Origin of the sequence: Pseudomonas sp. 2822-17 (genome assembly GCF_002742485.1) — a bacterium.
GTDB lineage: Bacteria > Pseudomonadota > Gammaproteobacteria > Pseudomonadales > Pseudomonadaceae > Aquipseudomonas > Aquipseudomonas cyclaminis.
Map to the genome: position 1 here is coordinate 52,679 of NZ_LJRZ01000379.1, position 19,775 is coordinate 72,453.

Below are 19,775 nucleotides of genomic sequence, written 5' to 3' on the forward strand. Positions count from 1 at the left end.
CGGTCTCGCTCGGTTAGCTGAAGGTGTGTCGGCTTAATGGCAGGCTGCGCACGCGCTGGCCGGTCAATTGCGCCACCGCGTTGACCACGGCCGGCGCCACAGCGGGGAGCGGAGGCTCACCGATGCCGCCCATCTTTTCACCACTCTCGATGATCTTTACATGCACCTGCGCCATGCGGGACGGCGGCAGGATCGGGTAAAGGTCGTAATTGCGCGCCCGTGGCTTGCCGTCCACGTACACCGCCTCCTCCAGTAAGGTTTGCGACAGGCCCAGGGCCACCGCGCCGTTGACCTGCGCCTGGACAATCGCCGGGTTGACGATGCTGCCAGGGTCGATGGCTTCCCAGATGTGGTGCACTTTTACCTGGCCGTGTTCAATCGACACCTCGGCAATCACCGCAGCGTGGGAGCCGAACGGCGAGGCCATGGCCACGCCACGCGCCCGTCGTGTGCCGTCTTCGGCGGTGTAGGGGCCGCGTTTCCAGCCGCCGGACAACTCGCCCACGGCCTTGAGCAAGGTGGTCAGCCGGGGGTTGTCACGCAGCAGATGCAGGCGCAACTCATAGGGGTCGCGCTTGCCCTGGTCCGCCAGTTCATCGAGGAACGCTTCGTAGAAGAAGTCATTCAGCGAGTTACCCACCGAGCGCCAGTAGCCGAGCATGGCCGGGCCTTTGACGTAAATCTGCGCGATGCGTTTGTTGGGGATGGCGTAGCTCTTGCCCGACAAACCTTCGAGGGCGGTGGGGTCGAGTTTTTCGCCCTGTTTGCCGGCGATGGCTTCGCTGGGGCCTTCGGTGGCGCTGACTGCTTCGATGGCGACGGGCAGGCCGTCGGCATCCAGCGCGGCGCGGAACTTGACCACCGCAACCGGGCGCAGCACATCGCGCAGGAATTCTTCTTCACGGCTCCAGATCAGCTTGACCGGACGGCCCACCGCCTTGGCCAGGGCAATGGCCTGCGGGTAAGGGCTGGCCGAGTCATACAGGAAGTGCCGACCGAAAAAACCGCCCAGCAGCGGCGAATGCAGGTTGATCTGCTCGGGCGCCAGGCCGGTGCGCTTGGCGATGTCGGCACGGAACATGTCCGGCGCCTGGTTAGGCAGCCAGATGTCCAGGGTGCCGTCGGGGTTGAAACGCGCCAGTGCTGAAGGCGGCTCCAACTGGGCGTGGTTGACGTACTGGTTGTGGTAGGTGGCCTCGACCTGGGTCTTGGCGTTTTTCAGTGCGCCGGCCACATCGCCTTCGTTTTCCTCGTCACGGGCCGGGCCTTGCTGGGCCGCGAGGAAGTCGCGAAAACCATCGCTGGAAAAGTCAGCGGGCATGGCGCGGACTTTGGAGTCGGCAGTCGGTTCCAGCCAGTCGACCTGGATGGCTTCCACCGCACGCTTGGCATGCCACCAGCGTTCGGCGACGACCGCCACGGCGCCGGGCAGTTGATGCACCGAGTGCACGCCGGGCATGGCTTCGACCTGCGCCTGGTTGCGCAGGCTGCCCACGGTCATGCCCAGGCGCGGCGCGTGCTGCACGGCGGCGTGGAGCATGTCGTCGACTTTCAGGTCGATGCTGTACAGCGCTTTGCCGGTGGATTTGTCGTAGGCGTCTACACGCTTGACCGGTTTACCGATCCAGCGGAATTGGCTCGGGTCGCGCAGGGTGATGCTTGCGGCGTCAGGCACTGGCATGTCCAGGGCGCGGCTGGCCAACTCGCCGTAGCCCAGGGAACGGCCGGATGCAGCGTGAATCACGCGGCCGGGTTGGGTGGTCAGCTCACTCACGGGCACACCGAGTTGCTCGGCACCGGCCTGCAGCAACATGGCGCGGGCGAGGGCACCGAGGCGGCGCATGGTCGGGTAGCTCATGCGCACCGACATGCTGCCGCCGGTGATGCGCATGCCGTTGTCCATCACCACATAGGCTTCGCCGGGTGGCGCGGCTTCGACGATGAAGGTGGCCGGGTCGGCGTCGAGTTCTTCGCCGACAATCTGCGCCATGGCGGTGTGGGTGCCTTGACCGCCTTCCATAAAGGGGCTGAGCAAACGCACAGTGCCGTCCGGGCGGATCTCCAGGAATGCCGGCACCTGCGTACCGCGTTCGGCTGCGGCGCCGGTGGCCGCCTGCACCCGGCCCGAGCCGAGTGGCAGGCCGAAACCGATGACCAACGCACCCACGGCGGTACTCGCCAGGAAGCGCCGACGCGACAGGTTGACAGGCTCACCCGGGATGAATGCTGGCGTATTCATCAGGCAGTCTCCTTCCCGGTGGCCAAGTGATCCATGGCGGCATGGATGGCGTTGTAGGTGCCGCACCGGCACAGGTTGACCATCGCCGCGTCGATCTGCTCCTTGGTGGGTGCGGGCGTGTGCTTGAGCAGCGCGGTGGCGGCCATCACTTGCCCGGACTGGCAATAACCGCATTGCGCGACCTGGTGCTCGACCCAGGCGCTGACCACGCGCTTGCCCACGTCATCGGCTTCGATGGCCTCGATGGTAGTGATTTCGCGACCAACGACCCCGGCCACCGGGGTGACGCACGAACGCACCACATTGCCGTCCACCAGCACCGAACAGGCGCCGCACTGGGCCAGGCCGCAGCCGTATTTGGTGCCGGTCATGCCCAGATTGTCGCGGATCACCCACAGCAGGGGCGTGTCGGCTTCGGCATCGACCTGATAGGCCTTTTGGTTGATACGTAATTCCATGGCTGGCTCACCTGCTGATCATCGGTTGGTGGTGCTGATTTCTTATAGGAGTGGTGCGACTGCAAGTCGCCCATCGTCGAACTCTAGACCACTGCGCGGGGCGGATCTATGCCATAGCTGTGATGTTCAGAGGATCAGGCAAGGATTCAACAGGATTGGGTGGCTGAGGGGGATGGAGGCCGGCTTTTCTGTGGTGAACCGATTGTCTGTGGTCGACAGGCTTTCTGTGGTGAACCGATTGTCTGTGGTCGACAGGCTTTCTGTGGTGAACCGATTGTCTGTGGTCAACAGGCTTTCTATGGTCAACAGGCTTTCTGTGGTGAGCGGGCTTTCTGTGGTGAGCGGGCTTGCCCCGCGCTGGGCTGCGCAGCAGCCCCAAAACCTGCCACCGAGATTTACCGGAAGAAATGCGGTGTTCTTGATGGGGCTGCTGCGCAGCCCAGCGCGGGGCAAGCCCGCTCACCACAAGAGCCAGAGCAAGAGCCAAAGCCAAAGCCAAAGCCAGAGCCAGAGCCAGAGCCAGAGCCAGAGCCAGAGCCAGAGCAAGAGCCAAAGCCAGAGCAAGAGCCAGATCCAGATCCAGAGCAACAACAGCCGATGTTCGCCGCTCTTCAGGCCCACCCCTCGCGCACTGCACTGCGAATCCCTTCCAGCAGCATCGCAAACGCCGGGTTGTCGTTGTTTTCGCGCCAGATCAGGTGCAGTTCGCTCTGCGCGCCTTCGCCCAGGTCGATGTCGCGGAACACCACGTTCTTGAACACCACGCTGCTGGCGCAACGGGGCACCAGGGCCAGGCCCATGCCGGCGTTGACCAGCGCGAGGATGGTCAGGGACGAGCCGAGCCACTGCACATAGTCCGGCGCGACACGGGCCGAGCGCAGCAGGCCGGTGAGCAGTTCGTTGAACGGCGGGTAGGCGGCGTGTGCGTACATCAGGAAGGGTTGGGCGTCGAGGTCGTGCACGCTGACCGTCTGCGCCTTGGCCAGCCGATGGCTGCTCGGCACCGCCAGCACGAAGGGCTCGCGCACCAGGCATTCGGTGGCGTAGCCCGGTTCCAGCAGGGGCGCGCGCACGATGCCAAGGTCGATGCGCCGGGCGCGCAGGGCTTCGTACTGCTGGTAGGTGTTCATCTCGGCCAGGTCGATCTTGACGTGGGGCTGCTTGAGCCGCGCTTCGGCGATCACCTTGGGCAGGAACTCATATACCGCGCTGCCGACGAAGCTGATAGTGACCGTGCCGATATCGCCCTCGGCAAAGCGTCGCGCAGTGACGGCCGCTTGCTGGGCCAGCTCCAGCAGGTTCTGCGCTTCGATGAAAAACGCACGGCCCGCTGCGGTGAGGGCGACGCTGCGGGTGGTGCGGGTAAAAAGCTCCACGCCCAGGTGGTGCTCCAGCAATTGGATCTGCCGGCTCAGTGGCGGCTGGGTCATGTTCAGCCGCTCGGCAGCACGACGGAAATTCAGCTCGGTGGCCACGGTGGTGAAGCAGCGCAGTTGCGTCAGCTCGAACATTGATCTAATCCCGGTATCAATCGAATGCCAAGTTAGATTAGACGGGAACAATCCCCGGCGTCCATGATCCTTGCGTCCCTTAAAAAAACAATGAATGGGAGTTGCCCGTGGATACCCTTCAGAATCCGCCAGACCCGAGCGTGCTTGCCCGCGCGGCCGCCAAGGTCAAGCGTCATGTCCTGCCGCTGTTCGTGGTGATGTTCATCGTCAATTACATCGACCGGGTCAATATCGGCTTTGTGCGCAGCCACATGGAGACTGACCTGGGCATTGGCGCGGCCGCCTATGGCTTGGGCGCCGGGTTGTTTTTCATTGGTTACGCGATCTTCGAAGTGCCGTCCAACCTGCTGCTGCAACGCTACGGCGCACGGGCCTGGTTGACGCGCATCATGTTCACCTGGGGCGCGGCGGCGATGGCCATGGCGTTTGTGCAGGGCGAAACCAGCTTCTACATCCTGCGCTTTATCCTCGGTGCCGCCGAAGCCGGGTTTTTTCCGGGGATCATTTATTACTTCACCCAATGGTTGCCGGCCGCCGAACGCGGCAAGGCGATGGCGATTTTCCTCAGTGGCTCGGCCATCGCCTCGGTGATATCCGGGCCGGTGTCGGGGGCGTTGCTCAATGTCAGCGGCCTGAGCCTGCATGGTTGGCAGTGGATGTTCCTGATCGAGGGCTTTGCCTCCATCGTGCTCTGCGGGTTCGTGTGGTTCTGGTTGCAGTCCCATCCCCATCAGGCCAAGTGGCTCAGCGACGAGGAAAAGCACGTATTGGTCGCCGCCATTGCGCTGGAGCAGCAGGCCCGTGAGGCGAGCCAGAGCGTGCGGCCGTCGATGTTCAAGTTGCTCGCCGACAAACAGATTGCGCTGTTCTGCTTCATCTACTTCTCCATCGCCCTGACCATCTACGGCGCCACGTTCTGGCTGCCGAGCATGATCAAGAAAATGGGCAACCTGGGGGACTTTCAGGTAGGGCTGTTCAACTCCATTCCCTGGTTGATTTCCATCGTCGCCATGTACGGTTTTGCGTCCCTGGCCAGCAAGTGGAAGTACCAACAGGCGTGGGTGTCGCTGATGCTGGTGATCGCCGCGTTTGGCATGTTCATGTCCACCACCGGAGGGCCGGTGTTTGCCTTTGTCGCCATCTGTTTTGCGGCGATTGGTTTCAAGGCCGCCTCGGCGTTGTTCTGGCCGATTCCCCAGGGTTACCTGGATGCACGCATCGCCGCGGCGGTGATTGCCTTGATCAATTCGGTGGGCAACCTGGGCGGCTTTGTCGCGCCCACCACCTTCGGTTTGCTGGAGCAGACCACCGGCTCCATCGAGGGCGGCCTGTATGGCTTGGCGGCCACTTCGCTGGTGGCGGCGGTGGTGGTGTTTTTTGCCCGCACCGCGCCTCGGGGCACGGTGCCGCCTGCGTCCAAATCTTCCACTCATCCTCACGCCTTGCGTTCCGGTCCACAGGGAGCCGCCTCTTGAAAATTGTCCGCGTTACCGTCACCCCGATTGCCTTCCGTGACCCGCCACTGCTCAACGCCAGCGGTATTCATGAACCCTTCGCGCTGCGCTCGATCATCGAGATCGAAAGCGACACGGGCTACATCGGCCTGGGGGAAAGCTACGGCGATGCCCCGGCGTTGGCGATCCAGCAGCAGGTGCAGTCACAGCTGATCGGCCTTGACCCGTTCAACCTCAACCAATTGCGCGCCATTGTGCAGGCCACCGTCGCCGCGCATAAACCGGCGAGCCTGGCCGGTGCCGAACTGGCACCGGGCTCCCATGCGAGCAAGGCGGTGAGCAATGCGTATTCGGCGTTCGAGGTGGCGTTTCTCGACCTGCAGGCGCACTCGCTGAATGTGCCGTTGGTGGACCTGCTCGGCGGCGCGATCCGCGATCAGATCCCGTTCAGCGCCTACCTGTTTTTCAAATATGCGCGGCACATTGATTCACCCTACAAACCCGACAGCTGGGGCGAAGCGCTTGATGAGCAACAGATCGTCGCCCAGGCGCGGCGCATGATCGATACGTACGGCTTCAAAAGCATCAAGCTCAAGGCCGGTGCACTGCAACCCGAACATGAAGTGTCCTGCATCAAGGCCCTGAAAAAGGCCTTCCCCGGCGTGCCGCTGCGCATTGACCCGAACGGCAACTGGTCCCTGGAAACCTCGATTCGCATGGCCGAACTGCTCGGCGACGACCTGCAATATTACGAAGACCCGACCCCCGGCCTGGACGGCATGGCCGAGTTGCACAAACGCACCGGCCTGCCCCTGGCGACCAATATGGTGGTCACCGACTTCGATGAATTTCGCCGCAGCGTGGCGCTCGACAGCGTGCAGATCGTGCTCGCCGACCACCACTATTGGGGCGGCCTGCGCGACACCCAGGCTCTGGCGAAGATGTGCCAGACCTTTGGCCTGGGCGTGTCGATGCATTCCAACTCGCACCTGGGCATCAGCTTGATGGCCATGGCCCACGTGGCCGCGTCGGTGCCCAACCTCGACTACGCCTGCGACACCCATTACCCGTGGCAAGAGCCGGACGAAGAAGTGATCAAGGGCGGCAAACTGCCGATTGTCGACGGCTGCGTAACGATTACCCGTGCGCCGGGGCTGGGCCTGGAATTGGACCACGACCAATTGGGCAAGCTGCATGATCAATACCTGACGTGTGGCATTCGCCAGCGCGACGACGTGAAACAGATGCAGCGCTATCAACCGGATTGGAAAACCGTCAAACCACGTTACTGAAGCGGGTCGCTTCGTTTTGCCCGGTGCTACGCCACCGGGCTTTTTTATTCACACGATGTCATCGATCAAAATATGCAGCTGACCACGGCTGCAACGCTCGATGCGCGCCTCGACCTTGTACACCGCCCGCAGCATTCCTTCGTTGATCACTTCATGGCTCGGCCCGCTGCCTTGGGCAGTGCCGTCGGCAATCACCAGCACCTGGTCGGCAAAGCGCAGGGCCTGGTTGAGGTCGTGCAGGGCGATAAACACGATGACCTCGCGCTGGCGTGCCAGGGCGCGCATGAAGCTCAGCACCTGCACCTGGCGGTGCATATCGAGGGCGCTGGTGGGTTCGTCCATCAGCAACACTTCGGGTTCGCGCACCAGGGTCTGGGCGATGGACACCAGCTGTTGTTGCCCGCCGCTGAGTTCGCCCAGGTTACGAAAGGCCAGGTCGGTGATGCCGAGGGCGTCGAGCATCTCGTCGACCAGGTGCAGCTCTGCGTCTTGTACCACCCAGCCTGGCGACAGTTGTTTGCGCGCCAGCAGCACCGATTCGTAAACCGTCAACCGGGCGTTGCCATTCAGGCCCTGGGGCATGTAGCTGATGGCCTGGGCGCCTTGTTGCGAGCCCTGCAAAATCACCCGGCCCGGCCCGTCGACCAGCCCGGCGATGCGCTTGAACAGCGTGGATTTGCCCGCAGCGTTGGGGCCGACCACCGCCACCACCTGGCCGCCGGTAAAGGCGGCCGTGGTCACGCCGCTGATGATGTTGCGCTGGCCGTAGCGGGCGCCCAGATGTTCCAGTTGCAGGGTTACCATGAATGTTTCTTCCCGCTCAGGATCAGGGAAATGAAGAACGGTACGCCGATCAGCGAAGTCACCACGCCGATGGGAAAGATCGCGCCCGGAATCAGGGTTTTACTGACCACCGAACTGGCCGACAAAATCAACGCGCCGGTGAGCAGCGAGGCCGGCAGGAAAAAGCGCTGGTCTTCACCAATCAACATCCGCGCAATGTGCGGGCCCACCAGGCCGATAAAGCCGATGGTGCCGACAAACGCCACCGGGAACGCGGCGAGCAGGCTGACCATGATCAGCGTCTGAAAGCGCAGGCTGCGCACGTTAATGCCGAAGCTGGCGGCCTTGTCATCGCCCAGGCGCAGGGCGGTCATGGCCCAGGCGCGCCGGGCGAACACGGGCGCGGTGAGCAGGATGATCAGGCAGATCACTCCAAGCTTGGGCCAGGTGGCTTTGGTCAGGCTGCCCATGGTCCAGAACACCACGGCGGCCACGGCTTGCTCGGTGGCAAAAAACTGCACCAGCGCCAGCAGCGCGTTGAAGGTGAACACCAGCGCAATGCCCAGCAGCACGAGGGTCTCGGCGCTGACCCCGCGGCGCAGGCTGAGGAAATGAATCAGCAAGGCGCAGAGCATCGCCATGATGAACGCATTGACCGGCACCATGTACTGCGCCGCCAACGGAAACAGCGCCACGCCGAACGCCAGGCCCATGGCCGCGCCAAAACTGGCGGCGGCGGACAGGCCCAGGGTGAAGGGGCTGGCCAGCGGGTTGTTGAGGATGGTCTGCATCTGCGCCCCGGCCAGGGATAATGCCGCGCCCACCGCGACGGCCATCAACGCGACGGGCAGGCGGATATCCCACATCACCACGCGCACTTGCGGCGCCGCGCTGTCGGGTGAGAGCAGGGCGCCCATCACTTCACTGAGGCTATAGCGCGCCGGGCCCGACGCCAGGTCGAGCAGCACGCTGCACAGCAATAATACGAACAACGCAGCGAGGATCAGGCGTTTGCGCAGCACCAGGCTGCGGTAGGTCACGGCGCTCATGGCTTGAGGCTCACGGCATAACCGGGTGCGTAAGGCACCGGCAAAAAGCGTTCGTGCAGTTCACGAAACGACGCCTCGGGGTCCAGTTCGGCGAACAGGTCCGGGTGAAACCACTTGGCCAATTGCTGAATCGCCACGAACTGGTAAGGGCTGTTGTAGAACTGATGCCAGATGGCGTGGAAGGCCTGGGTTTGCTGGGCCTTGATGCCGGCATACGCCGGGCGTTGGGTGTACCACGAAAGTTTGCGTCGCGCCTGGGCCATGTCCGCGCCGGGGCCTACGCCGACCCAATGCCCGCCTGGGGCGAAAGCCTCCCAGTTGGCGCTGGTGACCACCACCTGGTCGGGATTGGCCACGATCACCTGCTCGGGGTTCAATTGGCCGAAGGTGCTTGGGATGATGCCTTTGGCGATGTTGTTGCCGCCGGCCATCTCTACGAATAGACCGAAGTTTTCATTGCCGAAACTCAGGCAGCAATCGTCGGTGTAGCCGCCGATCCGCTCGATGAACACCGTCGGCCGCGCCGGTTGTCGCGCCGCAATCACGTCGGTGACCCGGCGGATCTGCTGGTTGCGAAACGCAATAAAATCCTCGGCCCGCTGCTCCTTGCCGAACAATTGGCCGAACAGGCGCATGGTCGGTTCGGTGTTGGTCATCGGCTGGTTGCGAAAATCCACGTACACCACCGGGATGCCCAGGGCGCCGAGCTTCTCGATATAGCGCGCATCTTCAGTGGCATGTTGCGCCTCGATATTGAGGATGATCACATCGGGGCGCTGTGAAATGGCTTGCTCAATGTCGAAGGTGCCGTCCTCAAAGCCGCCGAAGGTGGGAATGTTGGCGATCCCGGGAAATTTACGCAGGTAGGCGTTGTAGGTGTCCGGGTCGGACTGGATCAGGTCCTTGCGCCAGCCGACGATGCGTTCGATGGGGTTTTGCGTGTCCAGTGCGGCCAGCAGGTACAGCTGGCGGCCTTCGCCGAGAATCACCCGCTGCACCGGCAGGTTTACCTGGACCTTGCGTCCCAGCAGATCGGTGACGGTGGTCGGCGCCGCCATTGTGGCGCTGGCCAACCCCAGCATGCCGGTAAAGAGCAGCGCCGCAAAAACCTGGCAGCGTCGAACAATGGAAACCATGGATTAAGCCCTTGCAGGTGTCAGAAATCGACCGTGGCCGAGAGGAGGAGGGTGCGCGGCGAGCCTTGGGAAAACGCGCCGTAGGAGGCGACCCCCGACCAGTACTCGCGGTCGAACAGGTTCTGCACCGTGGCGCGGAACGTGGTCGGCCGCTCGGCGATGCGCGTGCTGTAGCGCGCGCCGATATCAAAGCGCGTCCAGGGATCGAGCTGCTGTGTGTTGGCCTGGTTGACGTACTGGCTGGCGGTGTAGATCGCGCCGCTGGTCAGCGTCAGGCCTTCGAGCCACGGGGTGTCCCATTCGGCCCAGAGGTTGGCTTGCACCTCGGGCACGCCCACCGGGGTATTGCCCTGGTGGGCGGCGACGCTGGTCTTGATCAACTGCGCATCCAGCAGGGTCACGCCACCGAGCAGGCGTGTGCCTGGGGCGACCTCACCGAACACACTCAGCTCCAGGCCACGGTTGCGCTGCTCGCCCTGCACGGAGAACGTCCCCGAGGCCAGTTCGCCGCTGGGCTTCTGGATCTGGAACAGGGCGAGGGTCGACATGAAGGTGCCGTAGTCGAGCTTGACCCCGAACTCATGCTGTTTTGAAACATAGGGTGCAAAGACTTCGCCGGCATTCGCCGCGTTGGACGGTGCCACGTCACCCTTGCTCAGGCCTTCGAGGTAGTTGTAGTAGAACGCCACATGCTCCCACGGCTTGAGCACCGCGCCGAACAGCGGGGTGGTCTTGCCGTCGTCATAGGCCGTCGTCACGGCGCCGGCGCTGTTGTAGTTGTTGGATTGGATGCGCTGTTGGCGCAGGCCCACGGTGACCTGGACGCGCTCATCGAGCACCGACAGGGTGTCGGCGATGGCCACGCCGGACAATTCGCTGGCAGAGACTTTGGGCGCATCGGGCTTGGCGATCGACGGTTCGGGACGGTCGGTCGGGTGGTAGATATTCGACAGCACCGGTGGCCCGGAAATAATCCCGCGTGACAGTTGATCGCGGTAACGGCTGGTCTGCACGGTGCCGTTGTGGCTGATGGGGCCTGTGTCGAAGCGCAGGCGTGCGCCTATGTCGACGGTGTAGCGTTGCACTTCGAAGCGGTAGTAGCCGGGGGTTGATGAGGTGTCCCCGGCGGCATTGACGATTTTCGGTGTCTGGTCGGACATGCGCGCGACCGCCGACTGACCGCCACCGGCGTGGGCGAATACGCTCAGGTTGTCGTTGAGGTCGTATTCAGCGCTGAGCAAGGCGGACTTATCGCGGGTTTTTGACCAGCCCCAATCCTGGCTCACGTTGGTACGGCCATTGGCGGCAGAGGGGATGGCCACGCCGGGTTCGATCAGGAACGGCCGCGACGCAGCGCCAAATGCTTCTTCCTGGGAGATCAGGTCCAGGCTGCTGCGCAGGCGTTCGCCCTGATAGTCCAGAGACAGGGCGCCCAGGCCGACTTCGCGCGATTGCTCGTCGATCACCGTGTCGCCGCGCTGCACGCTGCCATTGAGGCGCACACCAAAGCGGCGCTCTTCACCGAAGCGTCGGCTGATATCCAAGTGATTACCGAACTGGGCATCCTGGGCATAACTGGCGGTGTAGCGGGTCAGGTCTTCGTCGAGGGAGCGCTTGGGCACCACGTTGATCACGCCGCCTACGGCACTGTTGGGCGACATGCCGTACAGCAGCGCGCCGGGGCCCTTGACCACTTCGATACGCTCGGCGTATTCGGTGAAGACGCGGTAGTTGGACGCCACACCGTAGACGCCGTCGAACGCCAGCTCGCCGAGATTGCCTTCGCCCACCGGGAAACCACGGATAAAAAACGAGTCGACAATCCCGCCGGTCTGCCCGGTGGAGCGCACCGAGGAGTCACGCTCCAGCACATCGCCCACGGTGGTTGCCTGTTGGTCCTTGATCAGCGCTGCGCTGTAGGTGCTGACGCTGAACGGCGCATCCATCACGTCGGTATTGCCCAGCATGCCCAGGCGTCCGCCCGTGGCCACCTGGCCGCCGGAGTACAGGGGCGGCAGGCTGCTGGCGCGTTGTTCGGCGGCACTGACCGTGGTGTCCGACAGCGTGATCCGGCGCAGCACCAGGGTGTAGCTGCCATCGCTGCGCAGCACCATTTCCAGGCCGCTCCCGGCCAACAGCCGTGTAGCGGCTTGCTGGGTAGAGTAGGTGCCAGACAGGCCAGGGCTGGTCAGGCCTTCGGTGAGGGCCGGGAGGAACGACAGGGCAATGCCGGCGTCCACGGCAAAACTCGACAGCGTGGCGCCAAGTGGGCCCGGGGCAATGTGGTAGGCGCGCACCGCCACCGTATCCAGCTGCGCTGGCACGGCCGCGAGGGCGGTGCTGGCCAGGGCCAGGCTGAGCAGCGCGCTGCGAATCACAAGCATGGAGGGCGGCCCTATGGACGGGAGGTAAAAGGGGGTCTGTGTGTTTGCCAGCCGAGATCGGAAAAAGTATCAGCCGCCGCGCGTTTTATTTTTCGCGGCTGCTCAGGCCGGCGAGAGGGTGACCCAATACCCGTTCAAATGTCCGTTGGCGAGCACCGGATAGGTATGCACCAACATGTTCAAGGTGCGCTGGGTGTCGCTGATGGGGAACGCGCCGGAGATGCGCAGGTCGGCAAGCGCCGGGTCGTAGCGCACGAAGCCGTGGCGATAGCGCGTCAGTTCCGCGACGAAGTCCGCCAGGCGCATGTTGTCGGCCATCAGCATGCCTTGGGTCCAGGCGCCGACATTGCGGTCGGTGGCGGTGAGCGCACCGAACTGTTGCGCGGAAAACTCCGTGCGTTGCCCGGCGTTGACGATCCTCGGCGCGGTCTGGCGGTCGTCGGCCAGCACGACCTGGACGGCCCCTTCGAGCACGGCCAGGTGCGTGCGCGCGCTCAGTTCGCGCACGGTAAACCGCGTGCCCAGCGCCTGCATACGGCCTTGGCGGGTGCTGACCAGAAACGGGCGGGACGCGTCCTGTGCCGTCTGCACCAGGATTTCACCTTCGCGCAGGTGCACCCGGCGCTGCTGGCTGTCGAACCGCACATCGATAGCGGTAGCGGTGTTGAGGGTGATATGTGAGCCATCGGCCAGGGTCAGCTCGCGGCGCTCGCCGACGCGGGTGCGGTAGTCGGCGGTCCATTGCTGGGATTGCGCGAGTTTCCAGCTGCCCCAGCCCACCGGCATCAACGCCAGCAACAGCGCGAGTTTGCCCAGGGCGGCGCGGCGTTCCGGGTGGCTTGGGCGATCCAATGCCGACATCGCCAGGGACGGCGGCAGGCCACCGAGCTTGCTTTGCAGCAATTGCGCCCGCGCCCAGGCGCGATCACGCTCGGGGGTGCTGACCTTCCAGCGTTGCCATTCGGCGCGTTCGCTGTCGCTGAGGTTGTTTTCGCTCAGGCGCATCAGCCATTCGGCGGCTTCTTCAAGGACTTCCGTGGGCAGCGGTGGCTCTTTGCGCAGGCTGAGCATTCATTCCACCAGCATCAGGCATTGCACGAACGCCTGCTTCATGTAGCGCTTGACGGTAATCAGCGACACGCCCAGTTGCTCGGCGATGGTGTCGTACTTGAGGCCGTTGAGTTGTGACAGCAGGAACGCCCGCTTCACCAGCGGTGGCAGCGAGTCGAGCATTGCGTCGATTTCGTGCAGGGTCTCCATGACCATGAAATGGGCTTGCGGCGAGGGCGCTTCCTGCTGCGGTACGAGGGCGAGCGCCTCCAGATAGGCGCGTTCGAGGGCCTTGCGCTGGTACCAATTGACCAGGATGCCCTTGGCCACGCAGGTCAGGTAGGCCCGTGGCTGGTCGATGACCGTGACCTGGGAGGCCAGGATGCGGGTGAAGGTGTCCTGGGCCAGATCCGCCGCGTCCATGGCGTTGCCGAGTTTGCGTTTGAGCGTGGCGTACAGCCAGCCGTGATGCCCGCTGTACAGGGCTTCGATTGCGCGCAGGTGATTGTTGTTATCGGCGGGAAGGCTTTCGCTCATGGCGCGCAACCGTGCAATTGAGAAGTATTCCCAATGCTAAGGGGAAACCTGCCGTGAGCGCAACGCGAGAATCGCAATCAACGCCGCGGCGTAGGCCAGGCACACATACAGGTAGGTATACGCCAAGCCATAGGCCTGGCTGAGCAGGCCGCCGGCCGCTATTCCGGCAATCGAGGCGAACTGCGCGGTGCCTTGGGCGATTCCCAGTACGTGGCCCTGTTGTGCGCTGTCGGCAGTCTTTGAAATCAAGGCCATCAGCACCGGCGTGGTGGCGCCCAGCAGCACGCCCCACAGGAAGTAGCCGATGACAAACACCAGCGGGTTGCGGGTGAGGCCGGCCGCTGCAGTCAGCACAATGCAACCGATTACGACCCAGGTGAGGCGCCGCAAGGTGTCGGCCTGAGTCCGGCCTTCGAAGTGGCGCGCCCACGCCGTCGCCGACAGGATGAACCCCAGTGCCAGCAAGCCGTAGCACAGCCCGACCAGGGCGTTGCTGAGCGTGAACGTTGTGCTCACGTACAGCGCGAATGAGGTCTGCGGCAGCATCCGCGCCAAGAGCAGAATGCCCATCACCGTCAGCAACGGCAGCAGGGCAGATGCCTGCCAGGCATCGCTCTTTGGCGCGGGCGCGGATTTTTTCACCGGCGGCACATCCGGCAAGGTCACCGCTGCGATCAGCGTGCATACCGCGCAGAGCGCTGCGGCGCTGAGGTTGATCCAGAAGAACGTCGCGTGATCGAGGATCAAGCCACCGACCACCGCACCCAATAGTGAGCCGACGTTAGTGGAAATCTGCAGGATCGCGAACAGCCGCGCCCGCCGCGCAGGCACCTCGATGCTCACTCCGTAGGCTTGGGCCGGGGCGATATACCCGGCAAACGCACCCTGCAAAAAACGCAGGATCAGGATTGCCCACAGGTCGCTGAACAGCGCCAGGCCCAACTGGGTCAGGGTCAGTCCAGCCAGCGCACGGATCATCATCAGCTTGTGGCCATAACGATCGCCGATGCGACCCCAGAATGCGCTGGTCAGCAGGATGCCAAGCATCGGGCCCACGTACACCGCGACGCTGGCGAAGCTGAACAGGCTGTCGGAGGTAGTCAACCCGCGCAGGTGCACGGGCCAGAACGGCCCGCTCATTTCCATGGCGCCCATGGACACAAGCTGGATCGCGAACAGCAGGGCTATCAGGACGCGGGTCGGTGGCATGCATCACTCTCAGTGTTCAAAAAAATGCGCAGGGGCTGATACTTTTTCGCGCGTCGGCTGGCATCAGGAGTAATTCTCATTTTCTCTCGATCAAAGGACCCCGACGCCATGCTTGTTGCCAGCCGGTTAACCCTCGCCATTCGTACCGCCCTGATTGTCGCCGCTGCCAGCGGCAACGCCTGGGCCGCCACCGCCGGCTCGACTGACGACAGCGCGCAGAGCCTGACCCTTGACGCGACCAACGTCAACGCCCGCTACAGCGGCCCCACCGACTTGCCTGAGGTGCTCGCCGGTGGCCAGGTGGCTCGTGGTGCACGCCTGGGCATGCTGGGCAACAAGGATGTGATGGACACGCCATTCAGCGTCACCAGCTACACCGCCAAGACCCTCGCCGACCTGCAGACCGTGACCGTGGCCGACGCCCTGGAACGCGATCCGTCGGTGCGCTCGACCGGGCAAACCGGCGGGATTGTCGACTCGTTCTTCGTGCGCGGCTTTGCCATTGGTGAGGGCAATCTGGGCGAGCTGGCCTATGACGGCGTGTATGGCGTGGCGCCCAACTACCGGGCGTTTACCGAGTACGCCGAACGTGTCGAAGTGCTCAAGGGCCCGGGTGCGTTGATGTACGGCATCTCACCCAACAGCGGCGTCGGCGGGGTGATCAACATTGTGCCCAAGCGCCCGCTGGATCAAGACCTGACGCGCTTCACCGGCAGCTACGCCTCCGATACCCAAGTGGGCGGCCATCTCGATATCAGCCGGCGTTTCGGTGAGGAAAACCAGTTTGGCCTGCGCTTCAACGGCAGCCTCCAGGGCGGCGACACCGCCGTCGACGACCAGCACCGCGACGTCGGCATCGGCGCCATCGCCCTGGATTATCGCGGCGAACGGCTGCGCCTGAACCTTGATTACATCAGCCAGAAAGAAAGCTGGGAGGGCGCCTCGCGGCCGTTCACCATCGCGCCGGGCGTGGACGTGCCCTCTGCGCCGAACGGTCGCACCAGCCTGCCGCAGAAGTGGGGTTGGTCAGACACCAAGGAGCAGTCGGTGTTGCTCGGCGGCGAATATGACCTGAATGACTCGCTCACCGTGTTCGCCCATGCCGGTGGGGGCCGCTCGGATGTGAAGCGCATGTCCGACCAGGTGCCGCGTATCCTCAACGACGCCGGTGACACCGAAAACATTCCGGGCTATTACAAATTCAACGTCGACCGCTCCACCGCCGACGTCGGCCTGCGCGCGCTGTTCGCCACTGGCCCGGTGACCCACACCACCACGTTGATGGCGACCCGTTACCAGGACGAGCTGTCCAGGGGCATCAACAACGGCACGATCATTCGCTCGAACATCTACCATCCGGTGGACAGGCCCGAGCAAACCATCAATACGCCCAAGGTGCTGCGCATTTCAGAATCCGAGCTGTCTGGCGTAGCGCTGACCGATACCCTGGGCGTTCTGGATGACCGTATCCAACTGACACTGGGCTTGCGTCGCCAGGCCATTGAGTCGCGCAACTACAACGCCGCAGGCGCGGTCAGTTCCCGCTACAAGGACAACGCCACCACGCCCTTGGTGGGAGTGGTGGTCAAGCCTTGGGACGACGTGTCGCTCTACTACAACTACGTCGAAGGCCTGAGCAAGGGCGATATCGCGCCCGGCACGGCGAGCAACGCGGGTGAAACCTTTGCGCCGTATGAATCCAGGCAACACGAGCTGGGCGTGAAGTACGAACACGGCACCTTCATGACCAGCGTGGCGTTGTTCCAGATCGAAAAGCCCAGCGGTGAATTGGGGGCCAACGGTGTGTATTCAGTGCAGGCCGAACAGCGCAACCGTGGCGTCGAGCTGAGTGTTTACGGTGAAGTGGCGCCGGGTACCCGTCTGATGGGCGGCGTGACCTTTCTCGATGGCGAGCTGACAAAATCCGCCACGGCGGCCAACCAGGGCAACAAACCGGTCGGCGTGCCGCAGATCCAGGCCAACCTGTGGGCCGAGTACGACACGCCGTGGCTGGAAGGCTTTACCCTCACCGGCGGTGCGATCTACACCGACAGCCAATACGTCAACCAGGCCAATACCCAGGCGCTGGATTCCTGGACGCGCATTGATGCCGGCGCGCGCTATGCGACGAAGATAGAAGGGCGGCCGACCACGTTCCGCGCCACGGTGCAGAACGTGTTCGACCGTGAGTATTGGTCTGGCGTGGCCTCGTATGGCGCGTTTTCGCCGGGTTATCCGCGTACGTTGCAGGTGTCGGCCACGGTGGATTTCTAGGGCGGCGTAAAGGGCGTGTCGGGGCCGCCTTTTAGCGGGCGGTCAGCGTTACGCTAATGTATTCAAGCTGATACGTGAATGCGTAGTTATCTCAAATGAGATCACTTATCAATTATGTTCACTTTGGAATTCTTATCCCTTAGACTCCGCCCCGCTGGCGTTTGGCTGCCTTCAGCCCGCCGCAAAAAACAATAACGATGGATGGCAGGGGAGCAGGGTGTGAATTTCAAACAGAACACAATTGCGTTGGCGGTCGGGTCGGTGTGCTTGGCTGGCGGTGCCTGGGCGGCTGAGCCGAACACAATGGAAATCGCCCCGATCACAGTGAGCGGCGAGAAAATCAACCGCTCCCTTGAACAGACCCAATCCAGCGTCGTGGTGGTGACCGAACAACAACTGCGGGACAAGGCCGACCACAGCCTGGTCGACGTGTTTGCGCGCACGCCGGGTGTGTACAGCCAGGCCGGCAACGAAAACTGGGGTATTCGCGGTGTACCGGTATCCGGTTTCGACGATCAGGGCCCGGCCACCCTCAACGGTGCCGTTTCGGTGTATGTTGATGGCGCGGTGCAGCCCAACCGTACCCTGACCTTGAGCCCGACCGGCTTGTGGGATGTGGAGCAGGTCGAAGTCTTCCTCGGCCCGCAATCCACCACCCAGGGGCGTAACTCCCTGGCTGGCGCCGTGGTGATCCAAACGCGCAACCCGACGTTCCAGCCGACCTTCTCGGCGCAAACCAACGTGGGCAACTACGGTGAAAAAGGCGCAGCGGTGGCCGGCGGTGGCAGCATCGTCGATGACAAGATCGCCGGGCGTATCGCCTTGGATTATCAGGACGGCGATGGCTACATCGACAACATCGCCCTCGGTAAAGACGCCAACCCGCACCGCACCAGCAATGCTCGCGGAAAGCTGTTGATCCTGCCCAGCGACGATGTCGACGTCCTGCTCACCTACGCCCACAACGAGCACCGCCAGGGTGACAACTCGGTCACCCGCACCCCGGACAAGGTCCGCTACTACAAGGTTTCCTCCGATACCCAGGCGTTCGACAACCTCAACCAGGACACCGTCAGCGCCAAGGTTGACTACCGCCTCGATGACCAATGGTCGCTGACCAGCCTGACCACCAACACCCGGTCCGACTATACCAACCGCCTGGACTTCGACCAGACCGCCGACGCCAATGAAGTCATCCGACGCCAGCAGGATGGCAACCTGTTAGGCCAGGAGTTGCGCCTGAACTACAACTCGGACACGGTGAAGAGTTTCGTCGGCGCCTATTACGGCCACAACTCCAACAACTTCCACGACCGACTGCTGTTCGATAACGTGCTGGCGGTCACCGTCAAAGGCGACACGGTCATCGAAAACAAGGCGCTGTTCGGTGAGGTCGACTGGACCTTCGCCCCGCGTTGGACCCTGGTCACCGGCCTGCGCTACGACCACGAAACCAACGACACCGACATCAAGCAGGACGACCTGTCCGAGGCCGCCAAGGTCAAGAAATCGTTCGCGGCCGTACTGCCAAAACTGGGTATCAACTACGAACTCGCCACCGGCCAGTACTTGGGCTTCATGGTGCAGAAAGGTTATCGCGGCGGCGGCGTGAACGTGCGCTCCGGTAGCGGTCACGAGGCGTATGACCCGGAATACACCACCAACTATGAGCTGTCGTACCGCGGTTCATTCCTCGAAGATACCCTGCGCGCCCGCGCCAACCTGTATTACACCGACTGGAAAGACCAGCAGGTCAGCGTGCGCCAAGCCGGCAGCAACATTATCAACGTGTACAACGCCGGTCGCAGTGATATCAAGGGTCTGGAAGTGTTCATCGAGAAAGACCTCAGCGAGCAACTGACGCTGACCGTCGGCGGCGCCATCACCGATGGCAAGTACAAGGATTTTGTCGTCGGCAATGGCCAGGACCGCAGCGGCGAGGCGTTCTACTACTCGCCCAAGTACAAGGCCTCGGTGGGCGGCATTTATCGCCTCAACGACCGCCTGACCTTCAACACTGACGTGACTTACCAGAGCAGCGCGCCTTCCGCTTACGAGTTCGATGCAGCGGGCAAGGTCAACGGCGAGCGCAGGAGCGACAACTACGTGCTGGCGAACTTCAGCAGCGAATTCAAAGTCACCAAGAACGTAGCGGTGTCGGGCTTCGTGAAAAACGCCTTCGACAAGCGCTACGTCACCAACAACCGCGATGACGAAATCATCGACGCCGGCGCGCCGCGCACCTTCGGTATGGCGCTGCGTTACGACCTGTAGGCGGCACCGTGTTCACTGCTTGCGCGTGACCGGTTTCGCGCAGTCGCAAAGTAGCTTGGCGGCACTGCCCGAATGATGGGGCAGTTGTCCGCTAAGCCCCAAGTGCGGCATTTCCGTAGGTGACT

15 protein-coding genes are annotated in these 19,775 nt (G+C 63.0%); 4 read left to right on the forward strand and 11 right to left on the reverse strand.

Annotated elements, in window-relative coordinates; all coding sequences use genetic code 11:
- Positions 1–13: 13 nt before the first annotated feature.
- The 4 genes from AOA60_RS11435 to AOA60_RS11450 form a co-directional block, all read right to left on the reverse strand.
- Positions 14–2,239: a molybdopterin cofactor-binding domain-containing protein gene (locus AOA60_RS11435; RefSeq protein ID WP_099584531.1), complete on the reverse strand. Its 2,226-nt coding sequence runs from the start codon at positions 2,237–2,239 to the stop codon at positions 14–16.
- On the reverse strand, positions 2,239–2,697 hold the full coding sequence (locus AOA60_RS11440) for a (2Fe-2S)-binding protein (protein ID WP_099584532.1): 459 nt from the start codon (positions 2,695–2,697) through the stop codon (positions 2,239–2,241). The genes AOA60_RS11435 and AOA60_RS11440 overlap by 1 nt, the downstream gene beginning before the upstream one ends.
- A 126-nt stretch (positions 2,698–2,823) precedes the next feature.
- Complete coding sequence (locus AOA60_RS32240) at positions 2,824–3,150, reverse strand: hypothetical protein (RefSeq protein WP_143522423.1); 327 nt, start codon at positions 3,148–3,150, stop codon at positions 2,824–2,826.
- Between the two features lie 158 nt (positions 3,151–3,308).
- Positions 3,309–4,208 carry a LysR family transcriptional regulator gene (locus AOA60_RS11450; protein WP_099584533.1) on the reverse strand — a complete coding sequence of 300 codons (900 nt, stop codon included), beginning with the start codon at positions 4,206–4,208 and terminating at the stop codon, positions 3,309–3,311.
- A gap of 107 nt (positions 4,209–4,315) precedes the next feature.
- Between AOA60_RS11450 and AOA60_RS11455 the strand changes: the two genes are divergently transcribed.
- Both AOA60_RS11455 and AOA60_RS11460 read left to right on the forward strand, forming a co-directional pair.
- A complete protein-coding gene (locus tag AOA60_RS11455; protein WP_099584598.1) occupies positions 4,316–5,683 on the forward strand; it encodes an MFS transporter in 1,368 nt (455 codons plus the stop codon).
- A complete protein-coding gene (locus AOA60_RS11460; RefSeq protein WP_099584534.1) occupies positions 5,680–6,954 on the forward strand; it encodes a glucarate dehydratase family protein in 1,275 nt (424 codons plus the stop codon). Before AOA60_RS11455 ends, AOA60_RS11460 begins: the two co-directional genes overlap by 4 nt.
- Positions 6,955–7,002: 48 nt before the next feature.
- Here the strand turns inward: AOA60_RS11460 and AOA60_RS11465 are convergent, their stop codons facing one another.
- The 7 genes from AOA60_RS11465 to AOA60_RS11495 form a co-directional block, all read right to left on the reverse strand.
- Entirely contained in the window at positions 7,003–7,758 is a 756-nt protein-coding gene (locus AOA60_RS11465) for an ABC transporter ATP-binding protein (RefSeq protein WP_099584535.1), read from the reverse strand.
- Complete coding sequence (locus tag AOA60_RS11470; RefSeq protein ID WP_099584536.1) at positions 7,752–8,786, reverse strand: iron ABC transporter permease; 1,035 nt, start codon at positions 8,784–8,786, stop codon at positions 7,752–7,754. The genes AOA60_RS11465 and AOA60_RS11470 overlap by 7 nt, the downstream gene beginning before the upstream one ends.
- Positions 8,783–9,922: an ABC transporter substrate-binding protein gene (locus AOA60_RS11475; protein WP_099584537.1), complete on the reverse strand. Its 1,140-nt coding sequence runs from the start codon at positions 9,920–9,922 to the stop codon at positions 8,783–8,785. The genes AOA60_RS11470 and AOA60_RS11475 overlap by 4 nt, the downstream gene beginning before the upstream one ends.
- A 20-nt stretch (positions 9,923–9,942) precedes the next feature.
- Positions 9,943–12,306 (reverse strand): TonB-dependent receptor, encoded by a 2,364-nt coding sequence (locus tag AOA60_RS11480; protein ID WP_099584538.1) that lies wholly within the window; start codon positions 12,304–12,306, stop codon positions 9,943–9,945.
- A gap of 102 nt (positions 12,307–12,408) precedes the next feature.
- Entirely contained in the window at positions 12,409–13,377 is a 969-nt protein-coding gene (locus AOA60_RS11485; RefSeq protein WP_099584539.1) for a FecR domain-containing protein, read from the reverse strand.
- Positions 13,378–13,893 (reverse strand): sigma-70 family RNA polymerase sigma factor, encoded by a 516-nt coding sequence (locus tag AOA60_RS11490; protein ID WP_099584540.1) that lies wholly within the window; start codon positions 13,891–13,893, stop codon positions 13,378–13,380.
- Positions 13,894–13,929: 36 nt separating this feature from the next.
- The gene (locus tag AOA60_RS11495; protein ID WP_099584541.1) at positions 13,930–15,102 is read right to left on the reverse strand and encodes an MFS transporter; all 1,173 of its coding nucleotides are present in this window, start codon (positions 15,100–15,102) and stop codon (positions 13,930–13,932) included.
- Positions 15,103–15,210: 108 nt separating this feature from the next.
- On the opposite strand from AOA60_RS11495, the gene AOA60_RS11500 reads away from it, so the two are divergent.
- Positions 15,211–17,376, forward strand: a complete 2,166-nt coding sequence (locus AOA60_RS11500) for a TonB-dependent siderophore receptor (RefSeq protein ID WP_099584542.1) — start codon at positions 15,211–15,213, stop codon at positions 17,374–17,376.
- Between the two features lie 219 nt (positions 17,377–17,595).
- On the forward strand, positions 17,596–19,650 hold the full coding sequence (locus tag AOA60_RS11505) for a TonB-dependent receptor (protein WP_099584543.1): 2,055 nt from the start codon (positions 17,596–17,598) through the stop codon (positions 19,648–19,650).
- The last annotated feature ends 125 nt before the right edge of the window (positions 19,651–19,775 follow it).